This is a genomic window from Bradyrhizobium huanghuaihaiense, from assembly GCF_007830635.1.
In the GTDB taxonomy this organism is placed as follows: Bacteria; Pseudomonadota; Alphaproteobacteria; order Rhizobiales; family Xanthobacteraceae; genus Bradyrhizobium; species Bradyrhizobium huanghuaihaiense.
Map to the genome: position 1 here is coordinate 1 of NZ_VLLA01000001.1, position 16311 is coordinate 16311.

General features: G+C 63.7%; 18 protein-coding genes. 15 read left to right on the forward strand and 3 right to left on the reverse strand.

Going from position 1 to position 16311, the window contains the following annotated elements:
* The first annotated feature begins 372 nt into the window (after nucleotides 1-372).
* On the forward strand, nucleotides 373-951 hold the full coding sequence (locus IQ16_RS00005; protein WP_018646602.1) for a TadE/TadG family type IV pilus assembly protein: 579 nt from the start codon (nucleotides 373-375) through the stop codon (nucleotides 949-951).
* Nucleotides 952-1057: 106 nt separating this feature from the next.
* Here IQ16_RS00005 and IQ16_RS00010 read toward each other — a convergent pair whose 3' ends face one another.
* The 3 genes from IQ16_RS00010 to IQ16_RS00020 form a co-directional block, all read right to left on the reverse strand.
* The gene (locus tag IQ16_RS00010; RefSeq protein ID WP_008131892.1) at nucleotides 1058-1270 is read right to left on the reverse strand and encodes a cold-shock protein; all 213 of its coding nucleotides are present in this window, start codon (nucleotides 1268-1270) and stop codon (nucleotides 1058-1060) included.
* A 267-nt stretch (nucleotides 1271-1537) separates the two neighbouring features.
* The gene (gene infA, locus IQ16_RS00015) at nucleotides 1538-1825 is read right to left on the reverse strand and encodes a translation initiation factor IF-1 (protein ID WP_018646603.1); all 288 of its coding nucleotides are present in this window, start codon (nucleotides 1823-1825) and stop codon (nucleotides 1538-1540) included.
* A 23-nt stretch (nucleotides 1826-1848) separates the two neighbouring features.
* The gene (locus IQ16_RS00020) at nucleotides 1849-3438 is read right to left on the reverse strand and encodes a DEAD/DEAH box helicase (RefSeq protein WP_018646604.1); all 1590 of its coding nucleotides are present in this window, start codon (nucleotides 3436-3438) and stop codon (nucleotides 1849-1851) included.
* A gap of 482 nt (nucleotides 3439-3920) precedes the next feature.
* On the opposite strand from IQ16_RS00020, the gene urtA reads away from it, so the two are divergent.
* The 14 genes from urtA (at nucleotide 3921) to ureG (ending at nucleotide 16045) form a co-directional block, all read left to right on the forward strand.
* A complete protein-coding gene (gene urtA / locus IQ16_RS00025) occupies nucleotides 3921-5249 on the forward strand; it encodes an urea ABC transporter substrate-binding protein (RefSeq protein ID WP_026312557.1) in 1329 nt (442 codons plus the stop codon).
* Nucleotides 5250-5331: 82 nt separating this feature from the next.
* Nucleotides 5332-6939 (forward strand): urea ABC transporter permease subunit UrtB, encoded by a 1608-nt coding sequence (gene urtB, locus IQ16_RS00030; protein WP_018646606.1) that lies wholly within the window; start codon nucleotides 5332-5334, stop codon nucleotides 6937-6939.
* Nucleotides 6936-8105, forward strand: coding sequence for an urea ABC transporter permease subunit UrtC (urtC, locus tag IQ16_RS00035; protein WP_018646607.1), 1170 nt, complete (start codon nucleotides 6936-6938; stop codon nucleotides 8103-8105). The genes urtB and urtC overlap by 4 nt, the downstream gene beginning before the upstream one ends.
* Nucleotides 8106-8111: 6 nt before the next feature.
* The gene (gene urtD, locus IQ16_RS00040) at nucleotides 8112-8873 is read left to right on the forward strand and encodes an urea ABC transporter ATP-binding protein UrtD (RefSeq protein WP_018646608.1); all 762 of its coding nucleotides are present in this window, start codon (nucleotides 8112-8114) and stop codon (nucleotides 8871-8873) included.
* A gap of 3 nt (nucleotides 8874-8876) precedes the next feature.
* Nucleotides 8877-9572, forward strand: coding sequence for an urea ABC transporter ATP-binding subunit UrtE (gene urtE, locus IQ16_RS00045; RefSeq protein WP_018646609.1), 696 nt, complete (start codon nucleotides 8877-8879; stop codon nucleotides 9570-9572).
* A 36-nt stretch (nucleotides 9573-9608) separates the two neighbouring features.
* Entirely contained in the window at nucleotides 9609-10439 is an 831-nt protein-coding gene (locus tag IQ16_RS00050) for an urease accessory protein UreD (RefSeq protein ID WP_018646610.1), read from the forward strand.
* A gap of 40 nt (nucleotides 10440-10479) precedes the next feature.
* Nucleotides 10480-10782: an urease subunit gamma gene (locus tag IQ16_RS00055; RefSeq protein ID WP_018646611.1), complete on the forward strand. Its 303-nt coding sequence runs from the start codon at nucleotides 10480-10482 to the stop codon at nucleotides 10780-10782.
* Between the two features lie 10 nt (nucleotides 10783-10792).
* Nucleotides 10793-11098: an urease subunit beta gene (locus tag IQ16_RS00060; RefSeq protein WP_018646612.1), complete on the forward strand. Its 306-nt coding sequence runs from the start codon at nucleotides 10793-10795 to the stop codon at nucleotides 11096-11098.
* A 57-nt stretch (nucleotides 11099-11155) separates the two neighbouring features.
* Nucleotides 11156-11695: an HD domain-containing protein gene (locus IQ16_RS00065; RefSeq protein ID WP_018646613.1), complete on the forward strand. Its 540-nt coding sequence runs from the start codon at nucleotides 11156-11158 to the stop codon at nucleotides 11693-11695.
* Nucleotides 11696-11729: 34 nt separating this feature from the next.
* Nucleotides 11730-13445 carry an urease subunit alpha gene (gene ureC, locus IQ16_RS00070; protein ID WP_026312558.1) on the forward strand — a complete coding sequence of 572 codons (1716 nt, stop codon included), beginning with the start codon at nucleotides 11730-11732 and terminating at the stop codon, nucleotides 13443-13445.
* Nucleotides 13446-13586: 141 nt separating this feature from the next.
* Entirely contained in the window at nucleotides 13587-13886 is a 300-nt protein-coding gene (locus IQ16_RS00075; protein WP_018646615.1) for a putative quinol monooxygenase, read from the forward strand.
* 13 nt (nucleotides 13887-13899) lie between these two features.
* A complete protein-coding gene (locus IQ16_RS00080) occupies nucleotides 13900-14559 on the forward strand; it encodes an urease accessory protein UreE (RefSeq protein WP_018646616.1) in 660 nt (219 codons plus the stop codon).
* Entirely contained in the window at nucleotides 14540-15268 is a 729-nt protein-coding gene (locus IQ16_RS00085; protein ID WP_018646617.1) for an urease accessory protein UreF, read from the forward strand. The genes IQ16_RS00080 and IQ16_RS00085 overlap by 20 nt, the downstream gene beginning before the upstream one ends.
* A 153-nt stretch (nucleotides 15269-15421) precedes the next feature.
* Nucleotides 15422-16045 (forward strand): urease accessory protein UreG, encoded by a 624-nt coding sequence (ureG, locus tag IQ16_RS00090; protein WP_018646618.1) that lies wholly within the window; start codon nucleotides 15422-15424, stop codon nucleotides 16043-16045.
* Nucleotides 16046-16311 lie beyond the last annotated feature (266 nt).

Genomic DNA, 16311 nt, shown 5'->3' on the forward strand with positions numbered 1-16311 from the left:
ATCCAGTCCCAATCGACCTTGCCGGCGAGCAGAACCAGCTCGTGCTTCATATTGATGATCTGGTCGAGCCGAGCCCGGAACAGATCGTTCGATCCCGTCGTCTTGTGCTTCTTCGGCCGCATCGTTCCCTCCGATGCAGACAAGGAATCATGCTTCCCGCTTCGAGGGAATCCACGAAAACCAAATCGCAAGGTTCTGACGCCCAAAGCATCAAAACCTTGCAATCTGGAAATGCCCCTTAGCCCAAATCGAGATTCCCGATCAGTGGCTTAGTCCTTCTTCACGGACGACTAAAGCATGATCCGGAAAGGTGCGTAGCGGTTTTCCGGCAAGATCATGCTCAAACAACAGGACAAGTGATCGGGCGAAACGATGCAGGCGATTGCGAAATTGTGGCAGGCGACGCGTCTGACCGCGTACAAATTCCTCGCCGATAGCAGGGGGCTTGCGGCCACCGAATTCGTCGTGGTCGTGCCGCTGATGCTGGTGATGTTTTTCGGCACGGTGGAGTTCTCGTCGGCGGTGGCAATCGATCGCAAGGTGACGCTGATGGCGCGGACGCTGTCGGACCTCACCTCGCAGTCGACGTCGGTCAGCGATACCGACATGACCAACTTCTTCGCTGCCTCGACCGGCATCATGACGCCTTATGCTACCTCGCCGGTCTCGGCGACGATCACCGAGCTCTATGTCGATCCCTCGACTCTGCAAGCGCATGTGCAGTGGAGCAAGGGATCGGTGCCACGGACGCCGAAGTCCGCGGTGACGATTCCCACGACGCTGGCGATCGGTGGCACCTATCTGATCTTCAGCGAGGTCAGCTACACCTACACGCCGTCGGTCGGCTATGCGCTGAAGAGCGCGATCACGCTGAGTGACGTCGCCTATACGAGGCCGCGCCAGTCGACCTGCGTCTATTACAGCCCGGATACCGCCTGCACGATCTACTGAGTGCATCGATCTCCAACATGAAAAAAGGCCGTGCGTCGCGCACGGCCTTTTCCATTGTTGCTTCGACTTGCTCGGTCGAGCCGATCCGGACCGAAGGTCCGCAGGTTCAGCCGGCGGAGCGAAGATTGTCGGCGGCCGACTTGCCGGACCGGCGATCGGCGACGATCTCGTAGGAGAGCTTCTGGCCTTCGCGCAGCGTGCCGAGGCCGGCGCGCTCGACGGCGCTGATGTGAACGAACACGTCCTGGCCGCCATCGTCGGGCTGGATGAAGCCGAAGCCCTTGGTCGCGTTAAACCACTTCACGGTTCCCATGCTCATGGGGTAGTTCCCTCTCAGATAAACAATGTAAAAGTCCGCTCGCGCGGACAGGTTAGATCGAATTTCTGGAAGGGTCGTCAGCGTGTCTGAACCGGCTATACCGGTGGATGCCAATGTCGTCCGGCCGAAAATCGATTAATTCATTTTATTGGAATTGGGGCTTCAAAACAATCCGGACGTGCACGATTTTTTGATCCGCCGCGATGCGCGCGGCGGATCAGCATACAGGTCAGAATTTTACTTCCGTATCGATGCGCTGGAAGCGGATCAACGACGGCGGAACTGGCCACCACGTTGACCGGGGCGCGGCGGTCCGCCCGCGGTTGCGGGACGCTCGTCCTTGTGGCGGAAAATCAGCCGGCCCTTCTCGAGGTCATAGGGCGACATCTCCACCGTCACGCGGTCGCCCGCGAGCGTCTTGATGCGGTTCTTCTTCATCTTGCCGGCGGTGTAGGCGACGATCTCGTGTCCGGCGTCGAGCTGCACGCGGTAGCGGGCGTCGGGGAGGATTTCGGTGACCAGTCCTTCGAACTGGATCAGCTCTTCCTTAGCCATTGATATCTCCAGGTCGTGGACGGCTAGTGCGAATAGGGTTTGCGGGTCGATTGGCCGTTCGGCCGACTCTCACGGCGCAGAAAGGCCACGCCTTGTATCCCATCAGGCTTGCCGGCGCTATGCGCGGGACGCTGTTCCGACCGATCGGTTTGCGAATGTCCCAGCTTATTAGCACCGGAGCGGCGGCGGCGGCGAGACCCCTTCGAGGCGTTCTGGCCGTCGTTGAATCGTCCGTCGACATGCCGCGCGTCGCCGCCGTGCCGGCCTTCACCGGGACGTCCGTCGCCCTGCTTGCCGGCGCTATGGTGACGTCCGTCACCATGCCTTTCGTCGGCCCGACGTCCGTCACCGTGCCGTGCGCCTTGCGGACGCTGGCCCGGGCGGCCTCCGCGGCCCTGCCGTTGCTGCGGCGCGGGAGGACCCGCATCGCGGCGGCCGGCATCGGTGCGGAGGTCTTCGCGCGGCAGCGCCACCTTGATCAGCCGCTCGATGTCGCGGAGGTAGCTGAGCTCCTCGCCGCCGGCGACCAGCGAGATCGCGGTGCCGTCGGCCCCGGCGCGCGCGGTGCGACCGATGCGGTGCACATAGGTCTCGGGCACGTTGGGCAGGTCGAAATTGATCACATGGGTGATGCCGTCGACGTCGATGCCGCGGGCGGCGATGTCGGTGGCAACCAGCGTGCGGATTTCACCGGAGCGGAACTGTGCCAGCGTGCGCTCGCGATGGTTCTGCGACTTGTTGCCATGGATGGCGCTGGCGGGGATGCCGGCCTTTTCGAGTGTCTTCACGACCTTGTCGGCACCGTGCTTGGTGCGGGTGAAGACCAGCGCACGGTTGATCGGCTCGTCCTTCAGCAGCTTGGTCAGGAAGGCGGGCTTGGCCGAGAAGTCGACCTGCAGGATGCGCTGGTTGATCCGCTCGGCAGTCGAGGAGACCGGGGTCACCGCGACGCGGGCGGGATCGCGCAGCATGGAGTCTGCGAGCTCGGCGATGTCCTTCGGCATGGTGGCCGAGAAGAACAGCGTCTGCCGCTTGATCGGCAGCTTGGCGACGATTTTGCGGATGTCGTTGATGAAGCCCATGTCGAGCATGCGGTCGGCCTCGTCGAGTACGAGGAATTCAACGCTCGAAAGCTTCAATCCGTTGCTCTGCACGAGGTCGAGCAGGCGCCCGGGGGTGGCGACCAGCACGTCGACACCCTGCATCAGGGCGCGGACCTGGCGGCCCATCGGAACGCCGCCGATGGCGAGCGTCGAGGACAGGCGGACGTGGCGCCCATAGGCGTTGAAGCTGTCGAGGATCTGCCCCGAAAGCTCGCGGGTCGGCGACAGCACCAGGACGCGGGCGGTCTTGGGCTGCGGCTTGATGCGGTTCTCGAGCAGGCGATGCAGGATCGGCAGCGCGAAGGACGCGGTCTTGCCGGTGCCGGTCTGGGCGATGCCGACGACGTCGCGGCCGGTCAGCGCCAGCGGGATGGTCTGGGCCTGGATCGGGGTTGGGGTGACGTAATTCTCTTCACGAAGAGCGCGCGCGATGGGTTCGGCGAGGCCGAAGTCCTGAAACGAAGTCAAAAGATGGGTTCTTTCCATGTCAAAAGCGGGCGCCCGGCGCATTCAGCGCGGCGCGCGCAAAAGGGTGTCGAGAAGACACCTGCGTGTTTGGGGTGTCGGATGGCTTGGATGATATGGGGCAAGCCAGAGGCCCGGAGGGGGCTTAAGAACACGCGGCTCGCTACGACCCCTTGATTCGCAAGAGGTCTCGGCTGTTCATATGGAACATCGACGGGGCGCTTTCAAGGCAAGTCCGCGCCAAACCGCGGTTGCGGTGCAGAAATAGTTATGCCGGAAATTTAGACAGAAGCGCCATTTTGCTCAGAAAATGAACTGTCTGCCGCATTAGCATACATTTTATTCGCTCAAGATTTGAGCAATTTGACTACGGCGAAACTTTGTTTTCTGCGGAATTTCTAAACAAAACCAACGTGTTACCGCGTGTTCAGCCCATGGCATGGTTCTTGCGATTCCATTAATCGCAGGCGGCCGTGGGGCCGTTTCGCAGCGTCTTTTCACGTCTGCGTCAGGGAGATGATACACAAATGCTTACCAAATCCACTCGCGATAGAGCGGCGTCATTTAGCCGCCGCGGCGTTCTCGCCGCGACCGCCGGACTGATGCTCGGTCTGGCCTCATTGACCGGCGCCAAGGCCGCGGACGATACCATCAAGGTCGGTGTGCTTCACTCCCTCTCCGGCACCATGGCCATCAGCGAAACCACGCTGAAGGACACCATCCTCTTCCTGATCGACGAGCAGAACAAGAAGGGCGGCGTGCTCGGCAAGAAGCTTGAGGCCGTCGTGGTCGATCCCGCCTCGAACTGGCCGCTGTTCGCCGAGAAGGCGCGCGAGCTGATCACCAAGGACAAGGTCTCGGTCGTGTTCGGCTGCTGGACCTCGGTGTCGCGCAAGTCGGTGCTCCCGGTGTTCAAGGAGCTCAACAACATCCTGTTCTACCCCGTGCAGTACGAGGGCGAGGAGAGCGAGCGCAACGTGTTCTACACGGGTGCGGCGCCGAACCAGCAGGCGATTCCCGCCGTCGACTATCTGATGAAGGAAGAGAAGGTGAAGCGCTGGGTGCTCGCGGGCACCGACTACGTCTATCCGCGCACCACCAACAAGATCCTGGAAGCTTACCTGAAGTCGAAGGGTGTCGCCCAGGAAGACATCATGATCAACTACACGCCGTTCGGTCACTCCGACTGGCAGACGATCGTGGCCGACATCAAGAAGTTCGGCTCGGCCGGCAAGAAGACCGCGGTGGTCTCGACCATCAACGGCGACGCCAACGTTCCCTTCTACAAGGAGCTCGGCAACCAGGGCATCAAGGCCAAGGACATCCCGGTGGTCGCGTTCTCGGTGGGTGAGGAAGAGCTCGCCGGCATCGACACCAAGCCGCTGGTCGGCCATCTGGCTGCCTGGAACTACTTCGAGTCGATCAAGACCAAGGACGGCTCGAACGAGAAGTTCATCAAGGACTGGCAGACCTACACCAAGAATCCGAAGCGCGTGACCAACGACCCGATGGAAGCGCATGTGATCGGCTTCGCCATGTGGGTGAAGGCGGTCGAGAAGGTGAAGTCGACCGATCCGGACAAGGTGATCGACGCGCTTCCCGGCATCGAGGCGCCGAACCTGACCGGTGGCGTGTCGAAGATGCTGCCGAACCACCACATCACCAAGCCGGTGTTCATCGGCGAGATCAAGGGCAACGGCCAGTTCGACGTGGTTTGGAAGACCCCGGGCCTCGTCGCGGGTGACGCCTGGTCGAAGGAGCTCGACGGCTCCAAGGACCTGATCGGCGACTGGGTCGGCAAGAAGTGCGGCAACTTCAACACCAAGACCAACAAGTGCCTCGGCTCCGGCTCCTGATCCGGATCTGACGTTTTATCGCACGACGGGAGAAGACGGCTATTCCGCCGCCTTCTCCCCACTTCTGCCGGGGTGATCCAAAGTGCCAACCAAATTGTCCGCTCGCTTCTGCTCGTTTGTACTCTCGTTGTTTCTGATCGCGTTCGCGCTGCCGGCCTTTGCCGGTCCGTTCGAGGATGCGGTCGCCAAGTTCGCCAACGACGATTTTTCCGATACCGAGGAAGCGGTCGGTGTGATCGCCAGCAGCGGCAACAAGCTGGCTTTTCCCATCATCAGCGCGCTCCAGGACGGCCGGTTGATGGCCGATCCTGATAGCAAGAAGGTTTACGTCACCGGCACCGACGGCAAGTCGATCGACGCCGCGACTGGCGAGGCCGTCGCCAGCGTTCCCGACAGTGCGAGCGCGGTCCGCCTCAACAACCGCCTGCGCCGCAGCGTCGATGCCGCGCTCGGCAGCCTGACCCTGCAGTCGCCGGATGTCGGAACGCGCCTGCAGGCCGCGCAATCCGTCTTCAAGTCGCACGAGGAGACGGCGCTCGAGGCCGTCGATGCCGCGCTCGCCAAGGAAAGCAACAAGTCGGTCAAGACGGCGCTCGGCGAGGCCCGCGCGGCGATCCTGCTGTTCAAGTCCGATGCCACGGAGGTCGAGAAGCTCGAGGCCGTCGCCACCCTCAAGGCGCGCGGCGACCAGGAGGCGATGGCGCTGCTCACCGGCATGGGTGATCAGCCGCCTTCGGTGACCAAGGCTGCAGCCAGTGCGATCAGCTCGATCCAGTCTTCGCTCGCGGTCTGGTCCACGGTGCAGAACGCCTGGTACGGCCTGTCGCTCGGCTCGGTGCTGCTGCTCGCCGCGATCGGCCTTGCCATCACCTTCGGCGTGATGGGCGTCATCAACATGGCCCATGGCGAAATGGTGATGATCGGGGCCTACACCACCTTCGTGGTGCAGGAGGTGATCCGCACCCGCTACCCCGGCCTGTTCGACTATTCGCTGCTGATCGCAGTGCCGCTCGCCTTCGTCGTCGCCGGCGCGATCGGCGTCTTGATCGAGCGCAGCATCATCCGCTTCCTCTACGGCCGCCCGCTGGAGACGCTGCTGGCGACCTGGGGCCTGTCGCTGGTGCTGCAGCAGGCGGTGCGCACCATGTTCGGCCCGACCAACCGCGAGGTCGGCAATCCCTCCTGGATGAGCGGCGCGTTCGAGCTCGGCCAGATCACCATCACCTACAACCGGCTCTGGATCCTCTGCTTCACGCTGGCCGTGTTCGCGATCCTGCTCGCGATGCTGCGCTACAGCGCGATCGGTCTTGAGATGCGCGCGGTGACGCAGAACCGCCGCATGGCGGCCTCGATGGGCATCGCCACCTCGCGCGTTGACGCGCTGACCTTCGGCCTCGGCTCGGGTATCGCCGGCATCGCCGGCGTGGCGCTGTCGCAGATCGACAATGTCAGCCCCAATCTCGGCCAGAGCTACATCATCGACAGCTTTATGGTCGTGGTGTTCGGCGGCGTCGGTAATCTCTGGGGCACGCTGGTCGGCGCCTTCACGCTCGGCATCGCCAACAAGTTCCTGGAGCCGGTCGCCGGCGCCGTGCTCGGCAAGATCGCGATCCTCGTTCTCATCATCCTGTTCATTCAAAAGCGGCCGCGCGGCCTGTTCGCGCTCAAGGGCCGTGCGGTGGAAGCATGACCCCTCACATGCTGACGCGATCGCTGGACCGCGGCGCGACGATCTTCCTGCTGGTGGTCGCCGCGCTGGGCGTGCTGATCCCGCTGTTCAACCTGCTGCTGCCCGCGGGCTCGTTCCTGCAGGTGCCGACCTATCTCGTCGCGCTCTGGGGCAAGTATGTCTGCTACGCGATCCTGGCGCTCTCGATCGACCTGATCTGGGGCTATTGCGGCATCCTCTCGCTCGGTCACGGCGCCTTCTTCGCGCTCGGCGGCTACGCGATGGGCATGTACCTGATGCGACAGATCGGCACCCGCGGCGTCTACGGCAATCCGATCCTGCCCGACTTCATGGTGTTCCTGAACTGGCAGAAGCTGCCCTGGTACTGGTACGGCTTCGACATGTTCTGGTTCGCGGCGCTGATGGTGCTGTTCGTGCCGGGCCTGCTCGCCTTCTGCTTCGGTTGGCTCGCCTTCCGCTCCCGCGTCACCGGCGTCTATCTGTCGATCATCACGCAGGCGATGACCTACGCGCTGCTGCTCGCCTTCTTCCGCAACGATTTCGGCTTCGGCGGCAACAATGGCCTGACAGACTTCAAGGACATTCTGGGCTTCAACGTGCAGGCGGAGGGTACGCGCGCGGCGCTGTTCGCGCTGAGCTGTCTGGCGCTGATCATCGGCTTCCTGATCTGCCGCGCCATCGTCTCGTCCAAGCTCGGCAAGGTGCTGATCGCGGTCCGTGACGCGGAATCGCGCACGCGCTTCCTCGGCTACCGCGTCGAATCCTACAAGCTGTTCGTGTTCACGGTGTCGGCTTGCATGGCCGGCGTCGCCGGTGCGCTCTACGTGCCGCAGGTCGGCATCATCAACCCATCCGAATTTGCGCCGGGCAATTCGATCGAGGCGGTGATCTGGGTCGCGGTCGGCGGCCGCGGCACCCTGGTCGGTGCCGCACTCGGTGCCGTCGTCGTCAACTACGCCAAGACCTTCTTCACCTCGGGCATGCTCGCGCCGTACTGGCTGTTCATGCTGGGCGCATTGTTCATCCTGGTGACGCTGCTGCTGCCCAAGGGCATCGTCGGCACCTTCAATGCCTGGTGGGATCAGTCGAAGGAAAAACGGACCGCGGCGTCCGCTGCGAGCGCCGCAGCCGAAGACGGCGTCACCGAACCCAAGATGGCGGAGTAAGCGGTCATGAACGTCATGGACACCCGCGCAACCTCCGCGATGCTTTACCTGGACGGCGTGCACGTCTCGTTCGACGGCTTCCACGCCATCAACAATTTGTCGCTGACGCTCGAGCCCGGCGAGATGCGCGCCATCATCGGTCCGAACGGCGCCGGCAAGACCACGATGATGGACATCATCACCGGCAAGACCAAGCCCGACGAGGGCACCGTGCTGTTCGACGGCGTCACCGACCTGACGCGCCTCGACGAGACCCGCATCGCCGAACTCGGCATCGGCCGCAAATTCCAGAAACCGACGGTGTTCGAGAGCCAGACCGTGCAGGACAATCTCCTGCTTGCGCTCAATGTCGACCACTCGGTCCGCGGCACGCTGTTCTGGCGCGGCAGCAAGGCGGAGTCGGAGCGCATCGACAAGGTGCTGGAGACGATCCGCCTCACCGAGGCCCGCAACCGCCTCGCCGGCAGCCTCAGCCATGGCCAGAAGCAATGGCTCGAGATCGGCATGCTGCTGGCGCAGGATCCGAAGCTGCTGCTGGTCGACGAGCCCGTCGCGGGCATGACCGACGTCGAGACGCATCTCACCGCCGAGCTCTTGAAAGAGATCAACAAGACCCACACCGTCATGGTGGTCGAGCACGACATGACGTTCGTGCGCGAGCTCGGCGTCAAGGTCACCTGCCTGCATGAAGGCACGGTGCTCGCGGAAGGTACCATCGACCAGGTCTCGTCCAACGAGCGGGTCATCGAAGTCTATCTGGGACGCTGAGCGATGCTTGAGGTCAAGGACATCAACCTGTTCTACGGCGCGGCGCAGGCGCTGCGCGGCGTCTCGATCTCGGCCGAGCCCGGCAAGGTGACTTGCGTGCTCGGGCGCAACGGCGTCGGCAAGACCTCGCTGCTGCGCGCCATGGTCGGGCAATATCCGATCTCCTCGGGCGCGATCGTGTTCGACGGCAGCGACATCACCGGCCTCAAGCCCTACGAGCGGGCGCGCAAGGGCATCGGCTTCGTGCCGCAGGGCCGCGAGATCTTTCCGCTGCTGACGGTCGAGGAGAACCTCAAGACCGGCTTCGGCCCGCTCAAGCGCGAGGACAAGCACATTCCGGACGACGTGTTCTCGCTGTTTCCGGTGCTGCAATCCATGCTCGGCCGGCGCGGCGGCGACCTCTCAGGCGGCCAACAGCAGCAGCTCGCGATCGGCCGCGCGCTGGTGATGCGGCCAAAGCTGCTCCTGCTCGACGAGCCGACCGAGGGCATCCAGCCCTCGATCATCAAGGACATCGGCCGCGCCATCTCGTACCTGCGCAACCTCGGCAACATCGCCATCGTGCTGGTCGAACAATATCTCGACTTTGCCTGCGAACTCGGCGACAGTTTCGCGGTGATGGATCGCGGCGCGGTGAAATTCACCTGTGACCGCTCCAACCTCGACGCGAGCGAGATCAGCCGCCAGATGGCGCTGTAAGCCGCAAAATCCTGCCGCGACCGGCTGGGGAGACGGATGCGCAGCGAACTGTCAGCCACGTCTACGATTTTCGAAGCCAACCGTGCCCGTGGCGCGGTGCGCTTCGACGTGCATGCGCGCGACGGCGTGACGCGGCGCGGCGCGTTGCATGAATCCGGCTCGCTCCGCGTCCGCTTTCCATCGCCGGAAGATCAGGGCCTCTCCGGCGTGTTCGTCAATACGGCCGGCGGCGTTGCCGGCGGCGATCGCTTCGATATCGAGATATCAGCCTCCGATGCGGCGCGGCTGACGCTGACCACGGCGGCCGCCGAAAAGGTCTATCGCGCGCCGGGGCCCGCGGCGCAGCTCAATATCTCACTGAAGGCCGGCGCCAGCGCGCATTTGTCCTGGCTGCCGCAAGAGACGATTCTGTTCGACCGCGCCCGCGTGCAGCGCCGCTTCGACATCGAGCTCGACGAGACGGCTTCGCTCCTGCTCTGCGAGATCGTCGTGTTCGGCCGCACCGCCATGGGCGAGCGGATGGAGCAGGGCGAGTTTGTCGACCGCTGGCGGATGCGCCGCGGCGGCAGACTGGTGTTCGCAGAAACTGTCCGGCTCGACGGCAATATCGGCGCAAAGCTCGCGCGATCGGCCGTGGCCAAGGGCGGTGCGGCGATCGGCACGGCCCTGATCGTGCCCGGCGACGAGGCCCTGGTCGAGCGCATCCGGGAAGCGTCGGAGTCTTTCTCCGGCGAGGTCGGAATCTCCGCGTGGAATGGCTTTGCAATGGCGCGGTTCTGTGCCCAAGATGCGGCGCGTTTGCGCGCCGACATGATGACCGTGCTGGCGCGCACCGGCGCGGTCCTGCCGCGGCTCTGGCTGAACTGATGACTGGCTGAATTGACGTGTTGAACGGAAGAGATTCTTCATGAACCTGTCTCCCCGCGAAAAGGACAAGCTTCTGATCTCGATGGCGGCGATCGTGGCGCGCCGCAGGCTGGACCGCGGCGTCAAGCTCAACCATCCCGAGGCGATCGCGATCATCTCCGATTTCATCCTCGAAGGCGCGCGCGACGGCCGCACCGTCGCCGAGCTGATGCAATCCGGTGCGCAGGTGCTGACCCGCGACCAGGTGATGCCGGGCATCCCCGAGATGATCCACGACATCCAGGTCGAGGCGACCTTTCCCGACGGCACCAAGCTCGTCACCGTGCATGACCCGATCAGGTAGGAGCGAGAGCATGATCCCCGGCGAACTCTTCATCCAGGACGGCGAGATCGAGCTCAATGCCGGCCGCAAGACCGTGACGCTGACGGTGGCCAACGCCGGTGACCGGCCGATCCAGGTCGGCTCGCACTACCATTTCTTCGAGACCAACCCCGCGCTGAAGTTCGATCGCAAGAAGTCCCGCGGCATGCGCCTCGACATCGCCGCCGGCACCGCCGTTCGCTTCGAACCCGGGCAGATCCGCGACGTCCAGCTCGTCGCCATGGCGGGCAAGAAGACGATTTACGGCTTCCGCGGCGACGTCATGGGGAAGCTGTGACCTCCACAGGAACGAGCGCGGCGCGGCACGGTTGAGGCGGAAACGGAGGTATTTGCCATGCTTTCCCCAATCCGCCTCGTATCGGAAGCTGCCGACCTCGCCGCGCGCCGCCACAACGGCATGGCGCGCAAGGGGCGCGGCAATGAGCCCTATATCAATCACCTCGCCGAGGTCGCGAACCTGCTTGCGACCGCGACCGATGGCGCCGATGCCGAGCTGGTCGCAGCCGGCTGGCTGCACGATACGATCGAGGACACCGATACCACGCGCGAGGAGCTCGCGCAGACGTTCTCCGAGCGTGTCGCGTCCCTCGTCGTCGAGTGTACCGATGACATGAGCCTGCCGAAGGCAAAGCGGCGCCAGAAACAGATCGAGGACGCTCCGCACAAATCCCCCGGCGCAAAGCTGATCAAGATCGCCGACAAGATCAGCAACATCGGCGCGCGCATTCAAACCGATCCGACCGCTGAAGAACGCGACGACCTCGCTGACTACAGCGACTGGGCCACGCAGGTCGTAGCGGGTTGCCGCGGCGGCAATGCGTGGCTCGATACGAAATTCGACGATGCTGTGAAAGCAGCGAGAGCTTTGCTGTGAGCAGCCAACAGTTCAATCGCAAACGGGGCTTGTGATGTCCGTCAAAATAAAGCGTTCCGTCTATGCCGACATGTTCGGCCCGACCACCGGCGACAAGGTGCGGCTGGCCGACACCGACCTCATCATCGAGGTCGAGAAGGATTTCACCACTTACGGCGAGGAGGTGAAGTTCGGTGGCGGCAAGGTGATCCGCGACGGCATGGGGCAGTCGCAGGTGACCAACAAGCAGGGCGCGGCCGACACGGTCATTACCAATGCGCTGATCGTCGATCACTGGGGCATCGTGAAGGCCGACGTCGCCATCAAGGACGGCATGATCTCCGCGATCGGCAAGGCCGGCAATCCCGACATCCAGCCCGGCGTCACCATCGTCATCGGCCCCGGCACCGACGTCATCGCGGGCGAAGGCAAGATCCTCACCGCCGGCGGCTTCGACAGCCACATCCATTTCATCTGTCCGCAGCAGATCGAGCACGCGCTGATGTCAGGCGTCACCTCGATGCTGGGTGGCGGCACCGGTCCCTCGCACGGCACCTTCGCCACCACCTGCACGCCGGGGCCGTGGCACATGGGCCGGATGATCCAGTCGTTCGACGCCTTCCCGGTCAATCTCGGCATTTCCGGCAAGGGCAATGCCTCGCGGCCCGCCGCGCTGGTCGAGATGATCAAGGGCGGCGCCTGCGCGCTGAAGCTGCACGAGGACTGGGGCACCACGCCGGCCGCGATCGACAACTGCCTGTCGGTTGCCGACGATTACGATATCCAGGTGATGCTGCATTCCGACACCCTGAACGAATCCGGCTTCGTCGAGGACACCATCAAGGCGTTCAAGGGCCGCACCATCCATGCCTTCCACACCGAAGGCGCCGGCGGCGGTCACGCCCCTGACATCATCAAGGTCGCCGGGCTGAAGAACGTGCTGCCGTCCTCGACCAATCCGACGCGGCCCTTCACCCGCAACACCATCGACGAGCATCTCGACATGCTGATGGTGTGCCACCACCTCGATCCCTCGATTGCGGAAGATCTGGCGTTCGCCGAAAGCCGCATCCGCAAGGAGACGATCGCGGCCGAAGACATCCTGCACGATCTCGGCGCGCTCTCGATGATGTCCTCGGACTCGCAGGCCATGGGCCGTCTCGGCGAGGTCATCATCCGCACCTGGCAGACCGCCGACAAGATGAAGAAGCAGCGCGGGTCGCTGCCGCAGGACAAGGGCAAGGACAACGACAACTTTCGCGTCAAGCGCTACATTGCCAAATACACCATCAATCCGGCGATCGCGCATGGCGTGTCGAAGCTGATCGGCTCGGTGGAGAAGGGCAAGCTCGCGGATCTCGTGCTGTGGTCGCCCGCCTTCTTCGGCGTCAAGCCGGATTGCATCGTCAAGGGCGGCACCATCGTCGCAGCGCCCATGGGCGATCCCAATGCCTCGATTCCGACGCCGCAGCCGGTGCACTATCAGCCGATGTTCGGCGCCTTCGGGAGAGCGCGCACCTCGTCCTCGGTGGTCTTCACCTCGAAGGCTGCGATCACCGGGGGTCTCGCGCGAAAGCTCGGCATCGAGAAGAAGCTCTATGCGGTCCAGAACACCCGCAGCAAGATCTCCAAGAAGAGCATGATCCACAACGACGCCACGCCCAATATCGAGGTCGATCCGGAGACCTACGAGGTTCGCGCCGACGGCGAGCTGCTCACCTGTGCGCCGGCGGAGGTGCTGCCGATGGCGCAGCGTTATTTCATGTACTGAAATAGCGCCTCAACGCATGTCCCAGGAATATGGCTTGAGTGCGTGTCCGGGGTCGGCTTTTCCGGTTTTGCGTTCGGTCCCGCCTGGTCTAATGTCCCGCCCGGTATCTAACCCTTAGAAGAAAAGCCGGGAGGATTTCTCGTGATCTACGTCGTTGCAACCCTGACCATCAAGCCCGAGACGCGCGCCGAATTCATTGCAGGTGCCACCGCCTGCATCAAGGAGACGCGGAAAGAGCCCGGCAACATCGCCTACGACATGCATGAGAGCGTCACCGATCCCAGCAAGATGGTGTTCGTCGAGCAGTGGGAGAATGCCGAGGCGCTGGTGCCGCATCGCGCCATGGAGCACATGAAGACGTTCGGCCGCATCGCGGTGAAGTGTTTCTCGGCGCCACCGAAGGTCGAAATCATCACGCCCGAGAAGGTCGAGACACGGTAAAGAGGTAAGACGCATGATCCGGGCGACGCAGGTCAGGGGACAACACCGCTTCACGGAAGCGCCAGCGGACACGGTCGTGCTCGATTTTGACGATCGGCACCGTCGCCGCATGGCAATGACGGGGACGCGCGGCCTCGAATTCCTGCTCGACCTGGAGAACGCCGTCGCGCTGCGCGGCGGCGATGCGCTGGTGCTGGAGGACGGAAGGCTGGTCGAGGTGGTCGCGGCTCCGGAGCCGCTGCTCGAGATCCGCGGTCGCGATCCGCACCACCTCATCCGCGTCGGCTGGCATCTCGGCAATCGCCACCTGCCGACGCAGATCATGGCCAGGAGCCTGCGCATCCGCCGCGACCACGTCATCGAGGCCATGGTGAAAGGCCTCGGCGCGCGCGTCATCGAGATCGAGGCACCGTTCGATCCCGAAGGCGGCGCCTACGCGGACGCCGGTCACGCGCATGGGCACGACGACCATGCGCACCACGATCACGGCCATGACCACCACGATCATGGCCACGATCACCATGACCATCACGGTCATGATCATCACGGCCATGACCACCATCATCATGACCATGCCGCGCATGATCATGGACACGGCCACCATCACCACGACGAGCATTGCGACCATCCCGACCATCACCACGGCCACAAGCATGCTCATGACCACAAATGAGCCTGTCGGTGCCGGTGACCTCGCCGGGCGCGAGGCGGCGGCGCTGTACCGGTTGTTGACCTGGCTGTCGCCGGCGTTCCCCGTCGGCGGCTTCTCCTATTCCAGCGGCATCGAATGGGCGGTCGAAGCGGGCGACATCGTCGACGTCGCGACGCTGGCGGACTGGCTCGATGCGATGCTCGGCGACGGCTCGGGCTTTTGCGATGCGGTCTTCCTGGTCCAGGCTTATCGCGCCACCGAGGCGGGCGAGGAGACCTCCTTGCGCGACATCGCGGAACTCGCGAGCGCCTTTGTGCCATCGCGCGAGCGGCAACTGGAGACTGTCTCGCAGGGCCGCGCCTTCATCGATATCTCCCGCGCCGCGTGGGATGCGGAAGGCCTGGATGCCATGGTTGCGGCATGCAGCACGCCACTGGTCTATCCCGTCGCCGTCGGTGTGGTTGCCGCAATGCACGGCGTGCCGCTGGCACCGACGCTGCACGCCTTCCTGCATGCGCTGGTCTCGAACTGGATCTCGGCGGCCAGCCGCCTCATTCCGCTCGGCCAGACCGACAGCCAGCGCGTGCTGGTGAGGCTGGAAGCGGCGGTGGCCGCCACCGCCAGCCGTGCGCTGACTGCAGCATTGGACGATCTCGGCAGCGCCACCTTCCGCGCCGATCTCGCCAGCCTGCGGCACGAGACGCAGTATACGCGGTTGTTCAGGTCATGAGTGCTAGGCTCTCAGCGTCGTCCCGGCGAAGGCCGGGACCCATAACCACGAATGCCTGTGATTATGGACAGCTGGGGCCACAGCTTGCCGCGACAATTGAGTTCGGTGGTAATGGGTCCTGGCTTTCGCCAGGACGACGATAGGGAAGAATCTATGGCTACGTCTCACGGCCCCTTGCGTGTCGGAGTTGGCGGCCCGGTCGGGTCAGGCAAGACCGCGCTGATGGACCTGCTCTGCAAGACCATGCGCGAGCGCTATGACATCGCCGCGATCACCAACGACATCTACACCAAATGGGATGCGGAATTCCTGGTGCGTTCGGGCTCGCTGACGCCAGATCGTATCGCCGGCGTCGAGACCGGCGGCTGCCCGCACACGGCGATCCGCGAGGACGCCTCGATGAACCTCGCGGCGGTCGCGGACATGCGCGCGAAATTCCCGGGCCTCGATCTCGTGCTGATCGAGTCCGGCGGCGACAACCTCGCTGCCACTTTTTCCCCGGAGCTCGCCGACCTCACCATCTACGTCATCGACGTCGCCGCCGGCGACAAGATCCCGTCCAAGGGCGGCCCCGGCATCACCCGGTCCGACCTGCTGGTCATCAACAAGATCGATCTTGCGCCCCATGTCGGCGCCTCCCTCGAGAAGATGGAGACGGACGCAAGGCGCATGCGCGGTGAGCGCCCCTTCGTCATGACCAACCTGAAGAAGAGCGAGGGGCTCGACCGCATCGTCGGCTTCATCGAGGCCAAAGGCGGGCTGAAACGGGCGGGCTGACCGACGCGACGACTTGGCGCAGGCGGTTTTCGTCGTTAACGCCTGGGGCAGGGCCGCGCCTTGCGGAACAAATTTCGGACACGGCGATTGAATACCTCCGGTGCCCGGGGCAATTCCATCCCCGGCCGGACCCTCGGCCGGGCGGATTAAGCTTTCCAGGCGACCCAAGTTGCGTACTGATGCCTCCTCCTCCATTATCTGCGCCATTGGGGTTCACCCTGTTTCGGCACATGGCCGTTCGAGCGGCGTTCATATGCTCCGTGTTT